This is a genomic window from Pseudomonas sp. NBRC 111139 (assembly GCF_001753955.1).
Classification (GTDB): Bacteria; Pseudomonadota; Gammaproteobacteria; order Pseudomonadales; family Pseudomonadaceae; genus Aquipseudomonas; species Aquipseudomonas alloputida.
The window spans coordinates 43,675-59,057 of record NZ_BCBP01000020.1 but is presented as its reverse complement, the minus strand read 5'-3'; the positions used below and the strand labels follow the sequence as shown (position 1 = coordinate 59,057).

Genomic DNA, 15,383 nt, shown 5'->3' with positions numbered 1-15,383 from the left:
GTAACAGAGGACTTTCGCATGGCTCGTATCATTGGTGGCCTGGCCGTCTCCCACACCCCAACCATCGGCTTCGCAGTCGACCACGACAAACAGGAAGAAGCCGCCTGGGCGCCGATCTTCGAAAGCTTCGAGCCGATCCGCACGTGGCTGCAGCAGCGCCAGCCGGACGTACTCTTCTATATCTTCAACGACCACATCACCTCGTTCTTCTTTGACCATTACAGCGCCTTCACCCTGGGCGTAGACGAGCAGTATGGCGTGGCCGATGAAGGGGGCAATCCGCGGGACCTGCCGCCAGTGGGCGGCCACGCAGCGCTGTCGCGGCACATCGGCCAGAGCCTGATGGCCGATGAGTTCGACATGAGCTTTTTCCGCGACAAGCCGCTGGACCACGGCTTCTTCTCGCCCATGTCGGCGCTGCTGCCCTGCGATGAAAGCTGGCCCGTACAGATCGTGCCGCTGCAGGTCGGCGTACTGCAGCTGCCGATCCCCACGGCCCGGCGCTGCTACAAACTGGGCCAGGCATTGCGCCGCGCCATCGAGAGCTACCCCGAAGACCTCAAGGTGGCGATCGTCGCCACCGGCGGGGTGTCACACCAGGTGCATGGCGAGCGTTGCGGCTTCAACAACCCGGAGTGGGACGCGCAGTTCCTTGACCTGCTGGTGAACGACCCACAGCGCCTTACCGAGATGACACTGGCCGAGTACGCCACGCTCGGCGGCATGGAAGGTGCCGAGGTGATCACCTGGCTGATCATGCGTGGCGCGTTGTCTGCCAACGTTGAGCGCAAGCACCAAAGCTACTACCTGCCGTCGATGACCGGCATTGCCACCCTGCTGCTGGAAAACCGCGACCAGGCACTGCCGGCACCGGTCAACGAACGCCACCGCCAGCACATGCAGCATCAGCTGGCAGGGGCTGAGCAGCTTGAGGGCACCTATCCCTACACCTTGGAGCGCAGTGCCAAAGGCTACCGCCTGAACAAGTTCTTGCATCGCATGATCGAGCCGCAGTGGCGCCAGCGCTTCCTGAGCGAACCCGAAGCGCTGTACCGCGAGGCAGGCCTGAGCGAAGAGGAAAGCGACCTGCTGCGCCGCCGCGACTGGCGCGGGCTGATCCACTACGGGGTGATCTTCTTCGTGCTGGAGAAGCTAGGCGCCGTACTGGGTGTGTCCAACCTGGACATTTACGCCGCCATGCGCGGGCAGAGCATCGAAGACTTCATGAAGACCCGTAACCAGCAGGTTCGCTACTCGGTGGCCGGCAAAGCACCCAACTGACCGATGCAACCCGCTTGATCGTGTGACGGCGCGTCCCGCGCCGCCACCCCCACCGCTCCCTGATTCAACCTGCCCAGCGCCGATGCGCCGCTGGCAGGCAGCGCTTTGCCCATCCCTGGAGAATAAAAATAATGAAATGCCGCACCCTGTACCCGCTCGTCCCCACATTCGCACTGGCAGCCAGCCTGCCACTGCAAGCCCTGGCCGAAGGCTTCGTCGACGATGCCAAGGCAAGCCTGACGTTGCGTAACTTCTACATGAACCGCGACTACACGGGCACGGCAAGCCAAGGCAAAGCCGAGGAATGGACGCAAAGTTTCATCCTCGACTTCAAGTCCGGCTTCACCCCCGGCGTGGTCGGTTTCGGCGTTGACGTGCTGGGCCTTTACAGCATCAAACTTGATGGCGGCAAGGGCACCGCCGGCACGCAGTTGCTGCCTGTTCATGACGACGGGCGCCCGGCGGACGACTTTGGCCGCACGGCGCTGGCGGGCAAGATGCGGGTGTCCAAGACGGAACTCAAAGTCGGCGAGTGGTCACCTACCCTGCCCATCCTGCGCGCCGATGACGGCCGCTCGCTGCCACAAACCTTGCAGGGCGCGCAGGTCACCTCCAACGAGCTGGCCGGCCTGAGCCTGTATGGCGGCCAGTTCCGCCAGAACAGCCCGCGCAACGACGCCAGCATGCAGGACATGAGCCTGTTCACGCGCACAGCCTTCACCTCGGACCGCTTCAACTTCGCCGGCGGTGAATACCGCTTCAACCAGGAGCGCACCCTGGTCGGCGCCTGGTATGCCCAGCTGGAAGACATCTACCAGCAGCGCTACTTCCAGGTGCAGCATCAACAGCCGCTGGGCAACTGGGTACTGGGCGCCAACCTGGGCTATTTCTGGGGCAAGGATGACGGTGGCGCCAAGGCAGGCGAACTGGACAACCGCACCGCTTCGGGCCTGTTCTCGGCGAAGCTGGGTGGCAACACGTTCTACGTCGGCTTGCAGAAGGTCATGGGCGATGATGAATGGTTCCGGGTCAACGGCACCAGCGGCGGCACGCTGGCCAACGACGCCTTCGGCTCCAGCTACGAAAGCGCCCGCGAGCGCTCCTGGCAGGTGCGCCACGACTTCAACTTCGTGGTGCTTGGCATACCCGGCCTGACCCTGATGAACCGCTATATCCACGGCGACAACGTGCACAACGCCAGCACCCAGGACGGCACTGAGTGGGGCCGCGAAAGCGAGCTGGCCTATGTGATCCAGTCTGGGCCGTTGAAGGCCCTGAACCTCAAGTGGCGCAACTCCAGCCAGCGCCGGGACTGGGGCAGCACCAACAGTTTCGATGAGAACAGGCTGATCGTCAGCTACCCGCTGAGCCTGCTTTGAGGCCCCTCCCGAGCTTATGCCTGCTCGGTGATAACCTGGCGGATACAGGCCATCAGCGCGACTGCCGCCGGTGACTGCAGGCAGCCACTGCGCTGCATGAGGCCGATGGCGCGGGCAGTGCCGGGCAGTGCCAGCGGCAGGCGTTGCAGTTCGCCGCTGGCAATCTCGTAAGCCAACTGGTGCGCAGACACCGCCGCCAGCATGTCCGAACGCACCAGCAGGCCACGGATAACCGCCAGATCAGCGCTTTCCACCACCGGCCACGGCGCTGTCAGGCCCGCGGCGGCGAAGCAGTTGTCGAGCAGCTGGCGGGCCGGCGAACCGGCCCGCGGCAACACCCAGCGCGCCTGGTGCACGCCCTTGAGCGTCAGGTGAGTGCGCAACAGCGGGTGCCCCCGACGGGCCAGCACCACCATTTCCTCGTTGATGAGCGGCTCGCCCACCAGGTCGCTGGCATAGTCGTGAGGCCGCAACGCGCCCAAGACGAAATCCACATCCCCTACCCGCAGCTCGGTTGCCAGCAGGTCGAACGGGCTTTCGTTGGTCACCACCCGAACCTGTGGGTGCTGGGCCGTGAAGCGTAAAATGGCATCCGGCAGAATGCGCGAGCGGCCCAACGGCAACGCGCCGACATGCACCACCCCGCGCAGGGTGCCTTGCATCGCGCTCAGGTCACTGTCCAGCAGGCGCAACTCGTTCAGCGCCCGGCGGATGGGGAACAGAATGTCCCGGCTGGCCACAGTGGGCTGCAGGCCGCGCGACGTGCGCACGAACAAGGGCTGTCCGCAGCCGCCTTCGAGCACTTTCAAGGCCGCACTGACCGCCGGCTGGCTAAGGCCGAAGTGCCGCGCCACGGTTTGCATGTGCCGTGTTTCACAGAGCTTCACGAACACCTGCAGGCGCCGCGCCTGAAACAGGTAGAGGGGCTCGCCCTGCGCGGTGCCCAGCAAACTCGGCACGCCGTCCAGTTCCGCCAGCACGCGCTGTGCACGCGGCAGCAGGCACTCGCCATAGTCGGTCAGGCGCATGCCATTGGCATGGCGCTCGAACAGGGGCACGGCAAAGCGCGCCTCCAGCTCGGCGATGGCGCGGGTGACCACGGACTGAGCACGGAACAGTACCTCCGTCGCACGCGAAACGCTGCCCAGCTCGGCTACCCGGATGAACGCGCGCACTTGCATCAGGTTGGGCAGTTCGACATCGATCATAAGGGCTCCCGGCGCTCGGCTCGTGATTGCGGCGACTATGCCTCTACCCCGCTTGCCCGGCAATAAATAAAACGCATAGCCGCTGCAAATGAACGCATTAGTGCCCTGCACAGGCCAATGACATCCTGCGCCCACCCCCACTGCAGGAGCCAACGAACCATGAATACCCCACAAAAATCCGCCCTGGTGGTCAGCGCACATTCGGCCGACTTTGTCTGGCGTGCCGGTGGCGCCATTGCGCTGCACGCTGAGCAAGGCTATGCCATGCACGTGGTCTGCCTGTCTTTCGGTGAGCGTGGTGAGTCTGCCAAGCTGTGGCGCAAGGGTGAGATGACCGAAGCCAAGGTCAAGGACGCTCGCCGTGAAGAGGCCATGGCGGCGGCCGAAATCCTCGGTGCCAGCGTGGAGTTCTTCGACATCGGCGACTACCCGATGCGCGCCGACAAGGACACCCTGTTCCGCCTGGCCGATGTGTATCGCCGGGTACAACCGGAGTTCGTACTTAGCCACTCCCTCAAAGACCCTTACAACTACGACCACCCGCTGGCCATGCACCTGGCCCAGGAAGCCCGCATTATCGCGCAGGCTGAAGGCTACAAGCCGGGCGAGAAGATCGTTGGCGCACCGCCGGTGTACGCCTTTGAGCCGCACCAGCCCGAGCAGTGCGAATGGCGCCCGGACACGTTCCTGGACATCACCCCGGTGTGGGACAAAAAGTATGCCGCCATCCAGTGCATGGCCGGCCAGGAACACCTCTGGGAGTACTACACCCGCGTGGCGCTGCAGCGCGGCGTGCAAGCCAAGCGTAACGTGGGCATCACCAGTGCACGCAACATCGTCTACGCCGAAGGCCTGCAGAGCGTGTTCCCACGCGTGACGGAGAACCTGGCATGAGCGGGCTGATCGGCAAGACCGGCATCGTCGTGCGTAATATCCCACGCATTGAGCCACACATCATCGATGCCCTGGGCCGGCTGGGTGTCGCCACGGTGCATGAGGCCCAAGGTCGCAAGGGGCTGCTCAATACTGCCGTGCGCCCCCTCCAGCAAGGTGTGGCGGTGGCCGGCAGCGCGGTAACCGTGCTGGTGGCCCCAGGCGACAACTGGATGTTCCATGTTGCCGTGGAGCAGTGCCGCCCAGGCGACGTACTGGTGGTGGCGCCCAGCTCGCCGTGCAGCGATGGCTATTTCGGCGACCTGCTGGCAACCTCGCTCCAGGCCCGCGGCGTGCGCGGCCTGGTGATCGATGCGGGCGTGCGCGACAGCCAGACACTGCGCGACATGGGCTTTGCCGTGTGGTCCCGCGCCATCAATGCCCAAGGCACAGTGAAGGAAGTGCTGGGTTCGGTGAACCTGCCGCTGCTGTGTGCCGGGCAGCTCGTCCATGCCGGTGACATCGTGGTGGCCGATGACGACGGCGTTGTGGTGGTGCGCCATGGCGAAGCCCAGGCGGTACTCGAAGCCGCCACCCAGCGCGCCGACCTGGAAGAACGCAAACGCCTGCGCCTGGCCGCCGGCGAGCTTGGCCTGGACATCTACGAGATGCGCCCGCGCCTGGCGGCTAAGGGCCTGCGTTATGTCGACCACCTCACCGACCTGGAAGGCTGAACATGGGCCAGACCCGCATACCCTGCCTGCTGATGCGCGGCGGCACCTCCAAGGGCGCCTATTTTCTGCATGACGACCTGCCCGCCCCTGGCCCGCTACGTGACCGGGTGCTGCTGGCGGTGATGGGCTCGCCCGATGCCCGGCAGATTGACGGCATCGGCGGCGCCGACTCGCTCACCAGCAAAGTCGCCATCATCCGCGCTTCGCCGCGCGATGACGCCGACGTGGACTACCTGTTCGCTCAGGTGGTCGTGGACGAGGCGCGGGTGGACTATGGGCAAAACTGCGGCAACATTCTGGCCGGCGTAGGGCCGTTCGCCCTCGAGCGCGGCCTGGTGGCCGCCAGCGGCGCGAGCACACCGGTGCGCATCTTCATGGAAAACACCGGGCAGATCGCCGTCGCCCAGGTGCCGACCGCCGATGGCCAGGTGGAGTATGCCGGCGATACCCGTATTGATGGGGTGCCGGGTCGTGCGGCGGCGCTGGTGGTCACGTTTGCCGACGTGGCCGGCGCCAGCTGCGGAGCCCTGTTGCCCACCGGCAACAGCCGCGACTGTGTCGATGGCCTGGAAGTGACCTGCATCGACAACGGCATGCCGGTGGTACTGCTGCGTGCCGAGGACCTTGGCGTGACCGGCTACGAGCCGTGCGACACGCTGGAGGCCGACAGCGCCCTGAAAACACGCCTGGAAGCCATCCGCCTGCAACTGGGCCCACGCATGAACCTGGGTGATGTCAGCCAGCGCAATGTGCCAAAAATGTGCCTGCTGTCAGCACCGCGCAACGGCGGCACGGTCAATACGCGCTCATTCATCCCTCACCGCTGCCATGCGTCCATCGGGGTGTTTGGTGCGGTGAGTGTTGCCACGGCCTGCTTGATTGAGGGGTCGGTTGCACAGGGCCTTGCCAGCGCGTCCGGCGGTGATCGTCAGCGTTTGGCGGTGGAGCATCCGAGTGGGGAATTTACGGTGGAAATCAGCCTGGAACATGGCGTGATCAAGGGGTGCGGGTTGGTGAGGACGGCGCGTTTGCTGTTTGACGGGGTTGTGTGCATCGGGCGAGATATTTGGGGTGGGCCGCAGAAGTGACTCATCAATGGTCGCTTGGGGTTTCAAAAATGAATGGACACCGCAAGTGCACTGACCAGCAAACAGAGGCTCGCTACAGCAGTCAGATGCACGCGCATCGGCAGATACCACCCCGGCATCGCTTGCGCCAGTTTGCGATCCTGCCAAAGATGGCCGACAAAACCAAAGGTCAACACCAGACACCCCAATGGCACAGGCAGCAACGTGCCAACCCAAGCGATCAGGGCCGGTACAACGCTCCACACCAGTCGCTCTTGACGCTGCTTTGCGGGCAAACCCTGCAACGTCATGGCAAACCCCCAGTGCAGGGCACCGACGAAGCTCAATATCACCGCGCCATAGCCAACCATCATCATCGAGAAAAACGCTCGATACTCAGCCCAAAAAAGGATGAGCAGCGTCAAACCAATAAACGGCAGCAGACCGCCGTAACCCAGGACAGCGAAGCGGCTTGGAGATAACGCAGTAGCATCGGTATTCATCTGGGCGCCCCTTCGCGACGGTTCAGGACCGGACGTCAACTGTGTCGTCCAATGAGGTTAAGGAATTCGTGCCGCGTAGAGGGGTCGTCGCGAAATTCACCTAACATCACGGATGTCATCATCACCGAGTTCTGCTTCTCTACACCGCGCATCATCATGCACATATGCTTGGCTTCGATCACGACCGCTACCCCTGCGGCATCCGTGACTTCCTGCACGGCATACGCAATTTGCCGCGTGAGGTTTTCCTGTATCTGTAAACGACGGGCGAACATATCCACCACGCGTGCAACCTTGGAAAGCCCTAGCACGCGCCCTGTTGGCAGGTACGCGACATGCGCCTTGCCAATGAATGGCAACATGTGGTGTTCGCACAATGAGTAGAGTTCGATGTCCCGCACCACAATCATTTCATCGTTTTCACTCTCGAACAGAGCACCGTTCACGACCTCGTGAAGATTCTGTGCATACCCGTTGCACAAGTACTGCATCGCTTTGGCCGCACGCTGGGGGGTGTCCAGAAGCCCTTCGCGCTGCGGGTTTTCACCAATACCGACCAGGATTTCATGGTAGTGCTCGGCTAACGAATGTGACATTTGGACTCCTCACCGCTACAACGGTGCCCGCCATCGGGATGTGGTAGCCAGGCCAAGTGTGGCCTCAATCGACAGAACAGCCTGTAAAGCACCGAAAACAGGGGACGTAACGGACGCCAAGCCAGTGGCGCGACCCACAGGCCCACATCGGCAGCACGCCAACTCCACAAGGTGGCGTCCAAGCCTGTAACCCACTGCCCGCTCGCGAACCTTCCATGCAGGCATGACCTCAGTTGCTCAACCGTCAAGCCCAACGCCCCTGCATCGAAATCATCAGCACTGATGTCAACCAGGATGAGCTTTCCCCCGGTCGATTGCCTGCGCAGGAAGGCTATCTCCCGAGCGCACAACGGGCAGGCGCCGTCAAAGTACAGGGTGAAGGGCCACTTACAATACATGTACAACCTCTCATGCTTGTACAGATTTTTGTATAAGTTAGCTGAAACCAGGAAATTCGCAATGGGGGGGGCTGGGAGGTGTTCGCCGGTGGGTTTGTGTTGCCGGTGAGATCGAGCGCCGCCAAACCTCCCATGGCGGACACCTTCCACTCAAGGCCGCATGAGCGGCTCGATCCCGATCCATTTCTTAACGGGGTGATAGCAGAGCTTCAGCGGCGGAATCTGCACCTTGCGGCCCTGCACATCCAGTGCCCCCAGATGAATCGTCCACTTGGAGTCCGCCTCGAACTTGTCCGTCTGAAAGATCACATAAGCCGAGCCATAGCGCTTGTTGTTGGTCATCCTGGGAATCATCCGGTGCACTTCATCGCTGTTGATGTCGTATGGCGATGGCCGGGCGGTCTTCTCATTCACCAACGGAAAGTCGTAGGTCTCGTTGATGCCCAAGTACACCTCGGGCCGCGCATTCAGGCGCGAGCCGTCTTCAAAGGTGATGTAAGCCTGACGGCTGTCGTACAGCACCGGTATCGGCGGCTCGCCACGCTTGGAATCGGTCGACGGGCGTTGGCGGTCTTTGTTGTAGGCGATCATTTGCACAAAGAATTCCTGCCGCGAGTACTTCTCGCCCGGGTACTGCACGTACAGGCTTTGCTCATGGCGCTTTTCGCCCCATAGGGCGGCGTGGTCGTAGAGGTAGGTTTCCAGGTAGAGGGTGGCCTCCCCCTGCGGGCCTGGCACTTTGAACTGGAACTCGGATTCGCAAAGGTCCGCGTAGGCGGCGCGTTCGCGTTTCCAGGGGACGCAGGCGGTCAACGAAGCTGCGGCCAGCAGCAGCATGAGAGAGAGTGTGCGTTGCAGGTTATTCATGACCGGCCCTGGTCCAGATGCGAATGGATCAGTTTCGAGGGCTGGGTCGCGCAAGTCCATACTGACCCATTGCCATTATCGCGATAAAGACAGCACACCTTGCAACCGCTCTGGATGTGACCACCACGCCGCAACCGGATTTGCTAAGATCGCGGCCTTTCCGCTGGGTGAACTGCATGTTCACCCGAGCCATTTGCAGCCTGCTGGAAGACCCGATGAACAAACTGATCCTGCCTTTCGCCATCTTCGTTAGCGTCATCATCACAGGGAAGATCGCCGAGCATTACGGCCTGGAGGGCAGCTGGAAAGTCGGCCTGCTGTGCCTCGTTGCAGCTGCCGTCCAGATCGCGGTTACCCGCTTTCAGCGCCACCAGCGGCACAAAGCCGAGCTTTAAAGGGCGCGGGGCCCTCTGGATGATCACGTTATGGGGACCTTTCTTTCACCCAATTTTCACAGTGGCTTGGGCAGGATGAAGCTATCCCTACGTGATAGTACTTAGCCCGCCTCGGCGGGCTTTCTTTTGCCCGCATGTTTCCTATCGACGTTTTGAGGAACGGGAGCGGGTCGAAAAATCAGAAATTACCCCTTCCTTGTAGGCCATTTCCCAAAGATACTCCTCGCGCCTGATTTTCGTTGCACATGGAAATAGTCAGCCCTAGTCTCGGCCTGTCGCCACCCATTGGCGGCACGGTTTTGACAGACCGTGGTTCACTGAGAGCATGTGCAATGCCAGTTATGGCAGCTGTGCGTGGGGCACCTTCGTGTGCGCCGGGATTCTCAGTGCCCCCGGTCTGTCAACCCACAAACAGCTGCCACCCTTCCGTTTGACAGCGGTACTGCGGCAGCCCTGTAAGGCACTGAGAGGGTTTATGCTGAAAATAGTACCTGATCCACCCCACAACGTTCTTTCCTTGGAAGACACCCTGATTCAGGCTACGGACTACGCGTTATGCGCGGCGACCGTCGTGCATCAGGCAATGCTGCTGCAGCCCAAGTCCCCCGCGTCGATTTTGATGATGACCTCGATGCATGAACTGGAGACCTTGAGAGCTTTGCTCGAGTCCGCAATAGCCCAAGTGCAGATGCCCAGTGAGCCTCGGACTATGCATTGACGTGTCGCTGATGTACTGCCTGGGCCGGCCTCTTCGCGGATACCCCCTCCCAGGCACTCCCTCAGCCTTGAAGACTGCCGTGCTCCCGTAGGAGCGGGTTCACCCGCGAATAGGCCCGTACAGGCTGAAGCAATCTTGGGGAAACTGAACAATGTCCACAGAAGAAACCAAATTCACCGTCGGCAAAACCACCTTCTACCAAGGTGAAAACCAGACCCATCCCCTCTTCCGCATCGAAGCCGGCATCCCCTGCCAAAGCGCCCGTGAACAGGCGTCCGAGCTGATGGGCTATGCACGGGACATGACTCTGGATGGATTGATGGAAGATAAACCTCAGTTGATCTGGGCTTCGCACTACCTTTGCGCGTTGGCCAAGGCACTGATGGATGATGCTGAACTGGGCATGATGCGCTGAATGACTCATCATTGACTGGGTGCCTTCAAGACCTATGCGACTCCCGGTTTTGAAGGCGACTCAGCGACCTAACCCCTGCCCCTTTCTTGCTAGGCGTGATCCAAGATTCAGTTCCATCGATTGCGACATCAAAGCCGAACCCTCACGCAAAGGCTCCGGTGCGCCGACTGCATGAAATCCGCTCGCTTTGTACAAGTGCATCGCCGGGCTATCTGCAATCGTCACACCAAGACGGACACATGCCGCACCGCGATCTTCAGCCCATGTGATAGCCCTCTCAAGCAAGGCACTCCCGGCTCCGAGCCCACGTGCATCAGGCGCAACCCACATCTGGAAAATCTCGACAACGCTTGACTCAACGTCGGATGCCTTGCACCACACCAAGCCACACGCCTCATTATTCCAATGAGCGAAGAAAGCTTGAGCAGTGCTGGAGCTAGCGACCGCTGATACGCGGGCTAGCCAATCATCGTCGTCCCGGACTGATTCACGCTCGTGAGTACTCGCGAACGCCTCATGAGAGTCACGTAGGGCCCGCAGACGTAGATCCCGATAAGATCGCCAATCAGATGCTGCTACAGGGCGAACAAAGAGCATACCACCTCCATTGTGCATTGCTTCAGCGAGCGCTATTGGCGTGTTAGAAGATACTCATATTATTGGATTGAACGCTGTAGCTAGGCTACTGAGGTTCGACGACCCATCGTCCGCGTAACATGCCTTTCAGCTCATCGACACTGAGGGTCATGTCGCGCTTGCGGTGGACTACCGCATGACAGTTGGCACATAACGTTACGAGGTCTGTCTCAGGATTCACAGCCTGTTCTCCACCAAATTTCGAAATAGGTACTACGTGATGAACGTGAATGAAGCCCTTTGCATGTTCGCCGTAAGCCTGCTCGAAATCAAAACCGCACGCTTTGCAGTCAAGCCCGTGAATAGCGATGGCCTTCATCCTAAGATCTTTCCGGCGTTCGTATCGGGTTCCAAAGTAGCTTGTCTTGCTGCCTTCATTAGCCGATTCAAATGTAATCGGATCGTCTTCTGACTGCGGTAGAGCAGTATCCAACCGCGGATCTAAAAGCTTCGCGTGGCTTAAGATAGCGTCGTAATCAGACTGAGAAATGAGCCGAACCCCGTCACGCCAGTAGTTACTCGCGCGGCTGCCGGGGATAGTCTCCCTGTACGCGCCGTCGATTTTGGCGGGAACAGCGCTTTCAAATGGAATGAAATTTTCAATCAAAGCAAAAAGATCACCCTTATTACTACTGCTATCTGCGTAGACCTTGCCTATACGTGCCTTGCCAAAATAGTGCGGATTGGCACAAAGACGGACCGAGGCAAAGGCTTTATCTTTGATACGCCCTTTGTAGTAAACAACCTCGGTTCCCTGAGCGAGCAAGGCTTGGTAACGCTTGGGGAAGTGATAGACAGCGCCTGTCTGGTCTTCCCACTGTGATGTATCGTTTTCAACGATGACGACGGGCATTCCATTTTCCTCTCGACTGACGGCAGAAGCCTATCAAAAAAGAGGAATTTTCCTACAGCGCAGCGGAAAAAGGACAACATTCCGGCGTAATCACAGTCGCCCTAACCGCTCAAGCGAATTCTCTGCAGGGGTGGTTTTGCGTAGCTCAACGGTTTTCAAAACAGTGGTACAAGCGTCCAATCCATGCAGCCTCAGTGACGTAATCGTTTAAAAAAAGACGATACGGCACGGCTACAGGCCGTTTCGCTCAAACCTGTCCCCAGGGGAAATTGCGTTTCTGGTTGGCTTTATGAATGCCAATTCTTTCTTGCGCGCCTTCAAGCCTGAAGAGGGATGACACCGGGCGAGTGTCGACGGCAGCACAGCCACTAAACTTGAGGGCTGATGGCAGCTTTGGCCTCAGAAGCGCTCATCACCGATAGCCGGCAAGATCAGCTCCCGTACAAACGAAGCCCCGGACAAGCGCAACAGCGCGTCGACCATAGTGACCACATCATGCACCGGTACCTGGCGCCGCTCGCCACGTGCTGCGGCTTGCGCCAATGGCGTGTTCAGGGAGTCGTCGGTATTCAGATAACCCAGTTGAAGCACGGTCACCGCCAGGTTGTCATCCCTGAAACCTTCGCGCAGCGCATCAGCCATGCCGTTGAGGGCGAACTTTGAGGCGCCGAACGCTACCTCCGGGCGCCCACTCTGGCGAAGAGCTGAGGTCGAACCGGTGAGGATCAACTGCGGCCGGGGCGCACCAAGCAACTTGGGCACCAGGCGCTTGAGCAAAAGCAGCGTGGCCGTGATGTTCACCTCGACCAGCCTGGTGATCGATTCGTCGCTGTCGTCAAGGAAGGCATAGTGCTCGCTGAAGGCGTGTTCTTCCCAGATGCCAACGTTGTAGATCAGGACATCCAGATCGGCAGGTGCCCGATCCGCGATCTGTGCCACAGCCGCCGTTGGCTTGGCAAGGTCGGCATCGACCCACTGCAGATCGATGCCCGGGGCAAGGGCCAAGTCTGACGGCTGTTTGCGTGATACGCCGATCAGCGTGTCCCCTGGCTTGCCGAGCCCTTCGAGCAAAGCCCGGCCCAACCCTCTTCCGGCGCCTACGATCATCATCTTCATCTGTTGCTCCTTTTAACTGAAATGCTCCAAGCTTCCCTAGGCCGCTCAACTCCAGCGGACATTCAGTACGACGAAGTGCAGCAGGATCCAGACCATCAACAGCAGATGGGTCAGTTGCAACCCTTCCTGGCGGATCCAGTAGCCGAACCATATCCCGCCCAGCAGCATCGCGAACAGGAACCCGAGCGTTGCGCTCAAGGCCAGGTTCAACCAGGGCCGCGCCACCTCCAAGCCGGCGCCAAGCAGCAGTTCATAGCAGCCAACCCAAGCCGCGAGAACGGCGGCTGCCTGTGTCAGCACGATGATCGACAAGGCCAAGCGATGGATGGCGTGAGAGGTCATCGCTCGCACCAGCAAAGGGAGGCTGATTCCGGGAGGTTGGGTCAGCGGCGCCATCGACATGGTCTCCCCGATCGCCCCGGCTGAGCTGGCAAAGGCCTGCAGGTTGTTGATCAGGCTGATACTCAGCCACAGGCTCAAGCCAATGCAGCAGGTGATCTGGAAAATCAGCAGTGAAGTCGGAGTGTCCATTCCGGGTCCTTTGTGAGTTCGTTTCCGAAAGCAGCGAGAGCGTCCGGACGCCACTCTAAAACCTTGACTTAACTCGAGGTCAATACCGGATTTCCAATAAGGCAGGCAGGGGCGACAACCTCAACCGTTTGTTCAAGCCGTCTGTAGGTCTGAGAAGTTTGTCGAGGTCTTGGGCGACCGACCGAGCCGCGCCGATCAACGCCACAGGTATGACCCACTGGAGGATCCGGGATAGAGCCAACCGGTTTGCTATGCTCTCTACTTCGGCTGGCCTGAAGGCGCCGAGCGTGTGCGGCATTGGCCAAGATGCTTGAGATTTTTCTATCCGCGTTTGTGAAAAAACGAACCAAGGAGTGGAGTAACAGACATGCCAGCTTGTCCCCTACCCGCTGATGAAGCACTTCGTCAGCGCACACTTGATGACATGGACTTGGTCGATACGCCGGCCGAGCATTATCTTGATACCTTGGTACGACTCACCCAAGAACTAGCCCAGGTGGAGACCGTTCTGATCAGCCTAATCGATCAGGATCGGCAGTGGTTCAAGGCTCGAATCGGCATCGAGGTAAGCGAGACGAAGCGCAATGTGTCCTTTTGCGGCTACGCGATTCTCGGTGAAGATACCTTGATGGTTTCCGACGCCAGGTGCGATTCACGCTTCGAGGACAATCCCCTCGTGCTGAACCCACCCTATATCCGGTTCTATGCGGGCCACCCGTTACGTGCCTCAAATGGCAAAGCCATTGGCACCCTGTGCATGTTCGATCCTCGGCCGCGGAAGCTCAGCGAGGCACAACAGGCTCATTTTCGGGACTTAGCCACGCTCACCGAGGGTTATTTGCAACTGCGGAGCCTAGCGCAGGTCAATCGCGCTCTGCGTGTTGAAATGGATCGCGGGCAGCGCAGGGCTTTGCTTGATCCTTTGACACAACTATGGAACCGCGGGGCGTTGGCAGCATTTCAGAACCGAGAGCTTCGTTTGGCTGAGGAGCGAGGTTTACAGCTAGGTGCCGTATACGCAGACCTCGACCGTTTCAAATCCGTCAATGACGAGCATGGCCACGATGCCGGCGATAAAGTGCTCTGCGAGTGTGCCCGCCGACTGCGGGCTACGCTTCGGCCAGATGACCTGCTGGTACGCCAGGGAGGAGAGGAGTTCGTGGCCTTGCTACGGGTTAAAGATAGCCAAGAATTAACGCAGATTGCGGAGCGCTTGCGTCAGTCAATCGGCAGCGCGCCGTTTTTGATGCCCGGCGGCCCTCGGAAGATGACCATGAGCATTGGATGCACCCTGCTCACCCAGGGTGAGCAGATTGATGATGCAATAAAGCGCGCTGACGGCGGTCTCTATGCGGCCAAACATGGGGGGCGTGACCAGGTTGTCTATGTGCCAGCGTTATCCTGAGGAAGTTAAGACTCGGTAACATGGAGCGATACTCCCCTATACGAGAGCGCCTCATCTGGACAGGCGCTCGCTAAGCGAACGTTCGATGTTCGAAAGCCGCAATCGTGCGCTTCATGAAACGAATTGAGTTAGCGCCCTGAGCTTCGGCATTGAGGGGGCGCTGAAACTCAGCGGGTCCCGGCGAGCCACGAGATTCACTGATGCCGCTTCGGTGAGGGAGTGTTGATAAAGGCGGCAAACAACGTTTCAGCGACGGACTCGCGTGGGCCGTTGCTGACAATTTTGAAGAGGAGGCAGGCGTAAAATCCTGAGACGTCACGCAAAAGTCACGCACATGAAAAAGGCCATCCCTTTCGGAAATGGCCTAAGTCATTGAAATATATGGTCGGGACGGAGTGATTCGAACAC

General features: G+C 59.9%; 18 protein-coding genes. 9 read left to right on the top strand and 9 right to left on the bottom strand.

The window, feature by feature from the left end:
• The first annotated feature begins 18 nt into the window (after nucleotides 1-18).
• Together BJQ17_RS05500 and BJQ17_RS05495 are read left to right on the top strand one after the other, a co-directional pair.
• The gene (locus BJQ17_RS05500; protein WP_004575382.1) at nucleotides 19-1,281 is read left to right on the top strand and encodes a gallate dioxygenase; all 1,263 of its coding nucleotides are present in this window, start codon (nucleotides 19-21) and stop codon (nucleotides 1,279-1,281) included.
• Between the two features lie 131 nt (nucleotides 1,282-1,412).
• The gene (locus BJQ17_RS05495; protein ID WP_070095711.1) at nucleotides 1,413-2,660 is read left to right on the top strand and encodes an OprD family porin; all 1,248 of its coding nucleotides are present in this window, start codon (nucleotides 1,413-1,415) and stop codon (nucleotides 2,658-2,660) included.
• Between the two features lie 14 nt (nucleotides 2,661-2,674).
• Here BJQ17_RS05495 and BJQ17_RS05490 read toward each other — a convergent pair whose 3' ends face one another.
• Nucleotides 2,675-3,868, bottom strand: coding sequence for a LysR family transcriptional regulator (locus BJQ17_RS05490; RefSeq protein WP_070095710.1), 1,194 nt, complete (start codon nucleotides 3,866-3,868; stop codon nucleotides 2,675-2,677).
• Between the two features lie 117 nt (nucleotides 3,869-3,985).
• Between BJQ17_RS05490 and galB the strand changes: the two genes are divergently transcribed.
• From galB to BJQ17_RS05475, 3 genes are read left to right on the top strand one after another with little or no spacing between them, the layout of a single operon-like run.
• Nucleotides 3,986-4,762 carry a 4-oxalmesaconate hydratase gene (galB, locus tag BJQ17_RS05485; protein WP_110159605.1) on the top strand — a complete coding sequence of 259 codons (777 nt, stop codon included), beginning with the start codon at nucleotides 3,986-3,988 and terminating at the stop codon, nucleotides 4,760-4,762.
• Entirely contained in the window at nucleotides 4,759-5,475 is a 717-nt protein-coding gene (locus BJQ17_RS05480) for a 4-carboxy-4-hydroxy-2-oxoadipate aldolase/oxaloacetate decarboxylase (RefSeq protein WP_070095709.1), read from the top strand. Before galB ends, BJQ17_RS05480 begins: the two co-directional genes overlap by 4 nt.
• A gap of 2 nt (nucleotides 5,476-5,477) precedes the next feature.
• Complete coding sequence (locus BJQ17_RS05475) at nucleotides 5,478-6,563, top strand: 4-oxalomesaconate tautomerase (protein ID WP_070095708.1); 1,086 nt, start codon at nucleotides 5,478-5,480, stop codon at nucleotides 6,561-6,563.
• Between the two features lie 23 nt (nucleotides 6,564-6,586).
• Here BJQ17_RS05475 and BJQ17_RS05470 read toward each other — a convergent pair whose 3' ends face one another.
• The 4 genes from BJQ17_RS05470 to BJQ17_RS05460 all read right to left on the bottom strand — a co-directional run bounded on the left by BJQ17_RS05470 (nucleotide 6,587) and on the right by BJQ17_RS05460 (nucleotide 8,906).
• On the bottom strand, nucleotides 6,587-7,045 hold the full coding sequence (locus BJQ17_RS05470) for a DUF3429 domain-containing protein (protein ID WP_070095707.1): 459 nt from the start codon (nucleotides 7,043-7,045) through the stop codon (nucleotides 6,587-6,589).
• A gap of 35 nt (nucleotides 7,046-7,080) precedes the next feature.
• Nucleotides 7,081-7,641: a GTP cyclohydrolase I FolE gene (gene folE, locus BJQ17_RS05465; RefSeq protein ID WP_070095706.1), complete on the bottom strand. Its 561-nt coding sequence runs from the start codon at nucleotides 7,639-7,641 to the stop codon at nucleotides 7,081-7,083.
• Nucleotides 7,626-8,039 (bottom strand): thiol-disulfide oxidoreductase DCC family protein, encoded by a 414-nt coding sequence (locus BJQ17_RS29720; protein WP_081273128.1) that lies wholly within the window; start codon nucleotides 8,037-8,039, stop codon nucleotides 7,626-7,628. Before BJQ17_RS29720 ends, folE begins: the two co-directional genes overlap by 16 nt.
• Nucleotides 8,040-8,189: 150 nt before the next feature.
• On the bottom strand, nucleotides 8,190-8,906 hold the full coding sequence (locus BJQ17_RS05460) for a hypothetical protein (protein ID WP_070095705.1): 717 nt from the start codon (nucleotides 8,904-8,906) through the stop codon (nucleotides 8,190-8,192).
• A 176-nt stretch (nucleotides 8,907-9,082) separates the two neighbouring features.
• Here BJQ17_RS05460 and BJQ17_RS05455 point away from each other — a divergent pair, with 176 nt between their 5' ends.
• The 3 genes from BJQ17_RS05455 to BJQ17_RS05445 all read left to right on the top strand — a co-directional run bounded on the left by BJQ17_RS05455 (nucleotide 9,083) and on the right by BJQ17_RS05445 (nucleotide 10,434).
• Nucleotides 9,083-9,301: a hypothetical protein gene (locus BJQ17_RS05455; RefSeq protein WP_070095704.1), complete on the top strand. Its 219-nt coding sequence runs from the start codon at nucleotides 9,083-9,085 to the stop codon at nucleotides 9,299-9,301.
• Between the two features lie 475 nt (nucleotides 9,302-9,776).
• Entirely contained in the window at nucleotides 9,777-10,019 is a 243-nt protein-coding gene (locus BJQ17_RS32025; protein WP_041167026.1) for a hypothetical protein, read from the top strand.
• A gap of 151 nt (nucleotides 10,020-10,170) precedes the next feature.
• Nucleotides 10,171-10,434, top strand: a complete 264-nt coding sequence (locus BJQ17_RS05445; RefSeq protein ID WP_003250694.1) for a DUF3077 domain-containing protein — start codon at nucleotides 10,171-10,173, stop codon at nucleotides 10,432-10,434.
• 60 nt (nucleotides 10,435-10,494) lie between these two features.
• Here BJQ17_RS05445 and BJQ17_RS29715 read toward each other — a convergent pair whose 3' ends face one another.
• The 4 genes from BJQ17_RS29715 to BJQ17_RS05430 form a co-directional block, all read right to left on the bottom strand.
• Nucleotides 10,495-11,049, bottom strand: a complete 555-nt coding sequence (locus BJQ17_RS29715) for a GNAT family N-acetyltransferase (protein ID WP_003250692.1) — start codon at nucleotides 11,047-11,049, stop codon at nucleotides 10,495-10,497.
• A 67-nt stretch (nucleotides 11,050-11,116) separates the two neighbouring features.
• Nucleotides 11,117-11,923, bottom strand: a complete 807-nt coding sequence (locus BJQ17_RS05440) for an HNH endonuclease (RefSeq protein ID WP_012052874.1) — start codon at nucleotides 11,921-11,923, stop codon at nucleotides 11,117-11,119.
• 399 nt (nucleotides 11,924-12,322) lie between these two features.
• Entirely contained in the window at nucleotides 12,323-13,039 is a 717-nt protein-coding gene (locus BJQ17_RS05435) for an SDR family oxidoreductase (RefSeq protein WP_070095703.1), read from the bottom strand.
• Between the two features lie 45 nt (nucleotides 13,040-13,084).
• Entirely contained in the window at nucleotides 13,085-13,570 is a 486-nt protein-coding gene (locus BJQ17_RS05430; protein ID WP_003250687.1) for a DUF2165 domain-containing protein, read from the bottom strand.
• A 367-nt stretch (nucleotides 13,571-13,937) separates the two neighbouring features.
• On the opposite strand from BJQ17_RS05430, the gene BJQ17_RS05420 reads away from it, so the two are divergent.
• Nucleotides 13,938-14,975 carry a sensor domain-containing diguanylate cyclase gene (locus tag BJQ17_RS05420; protein ID WP_003250683.1) on the top strand — a complete coding sequence of 346 codons (1,038 nt, stop codon included), beginning with the start codon at nucleotides 13,938-13,940 and terminating at the stop codon, nucleotides 14,973-14,975.
• Nucleotides 14,976-15,383: the final 408 nt, after the last annotated feature.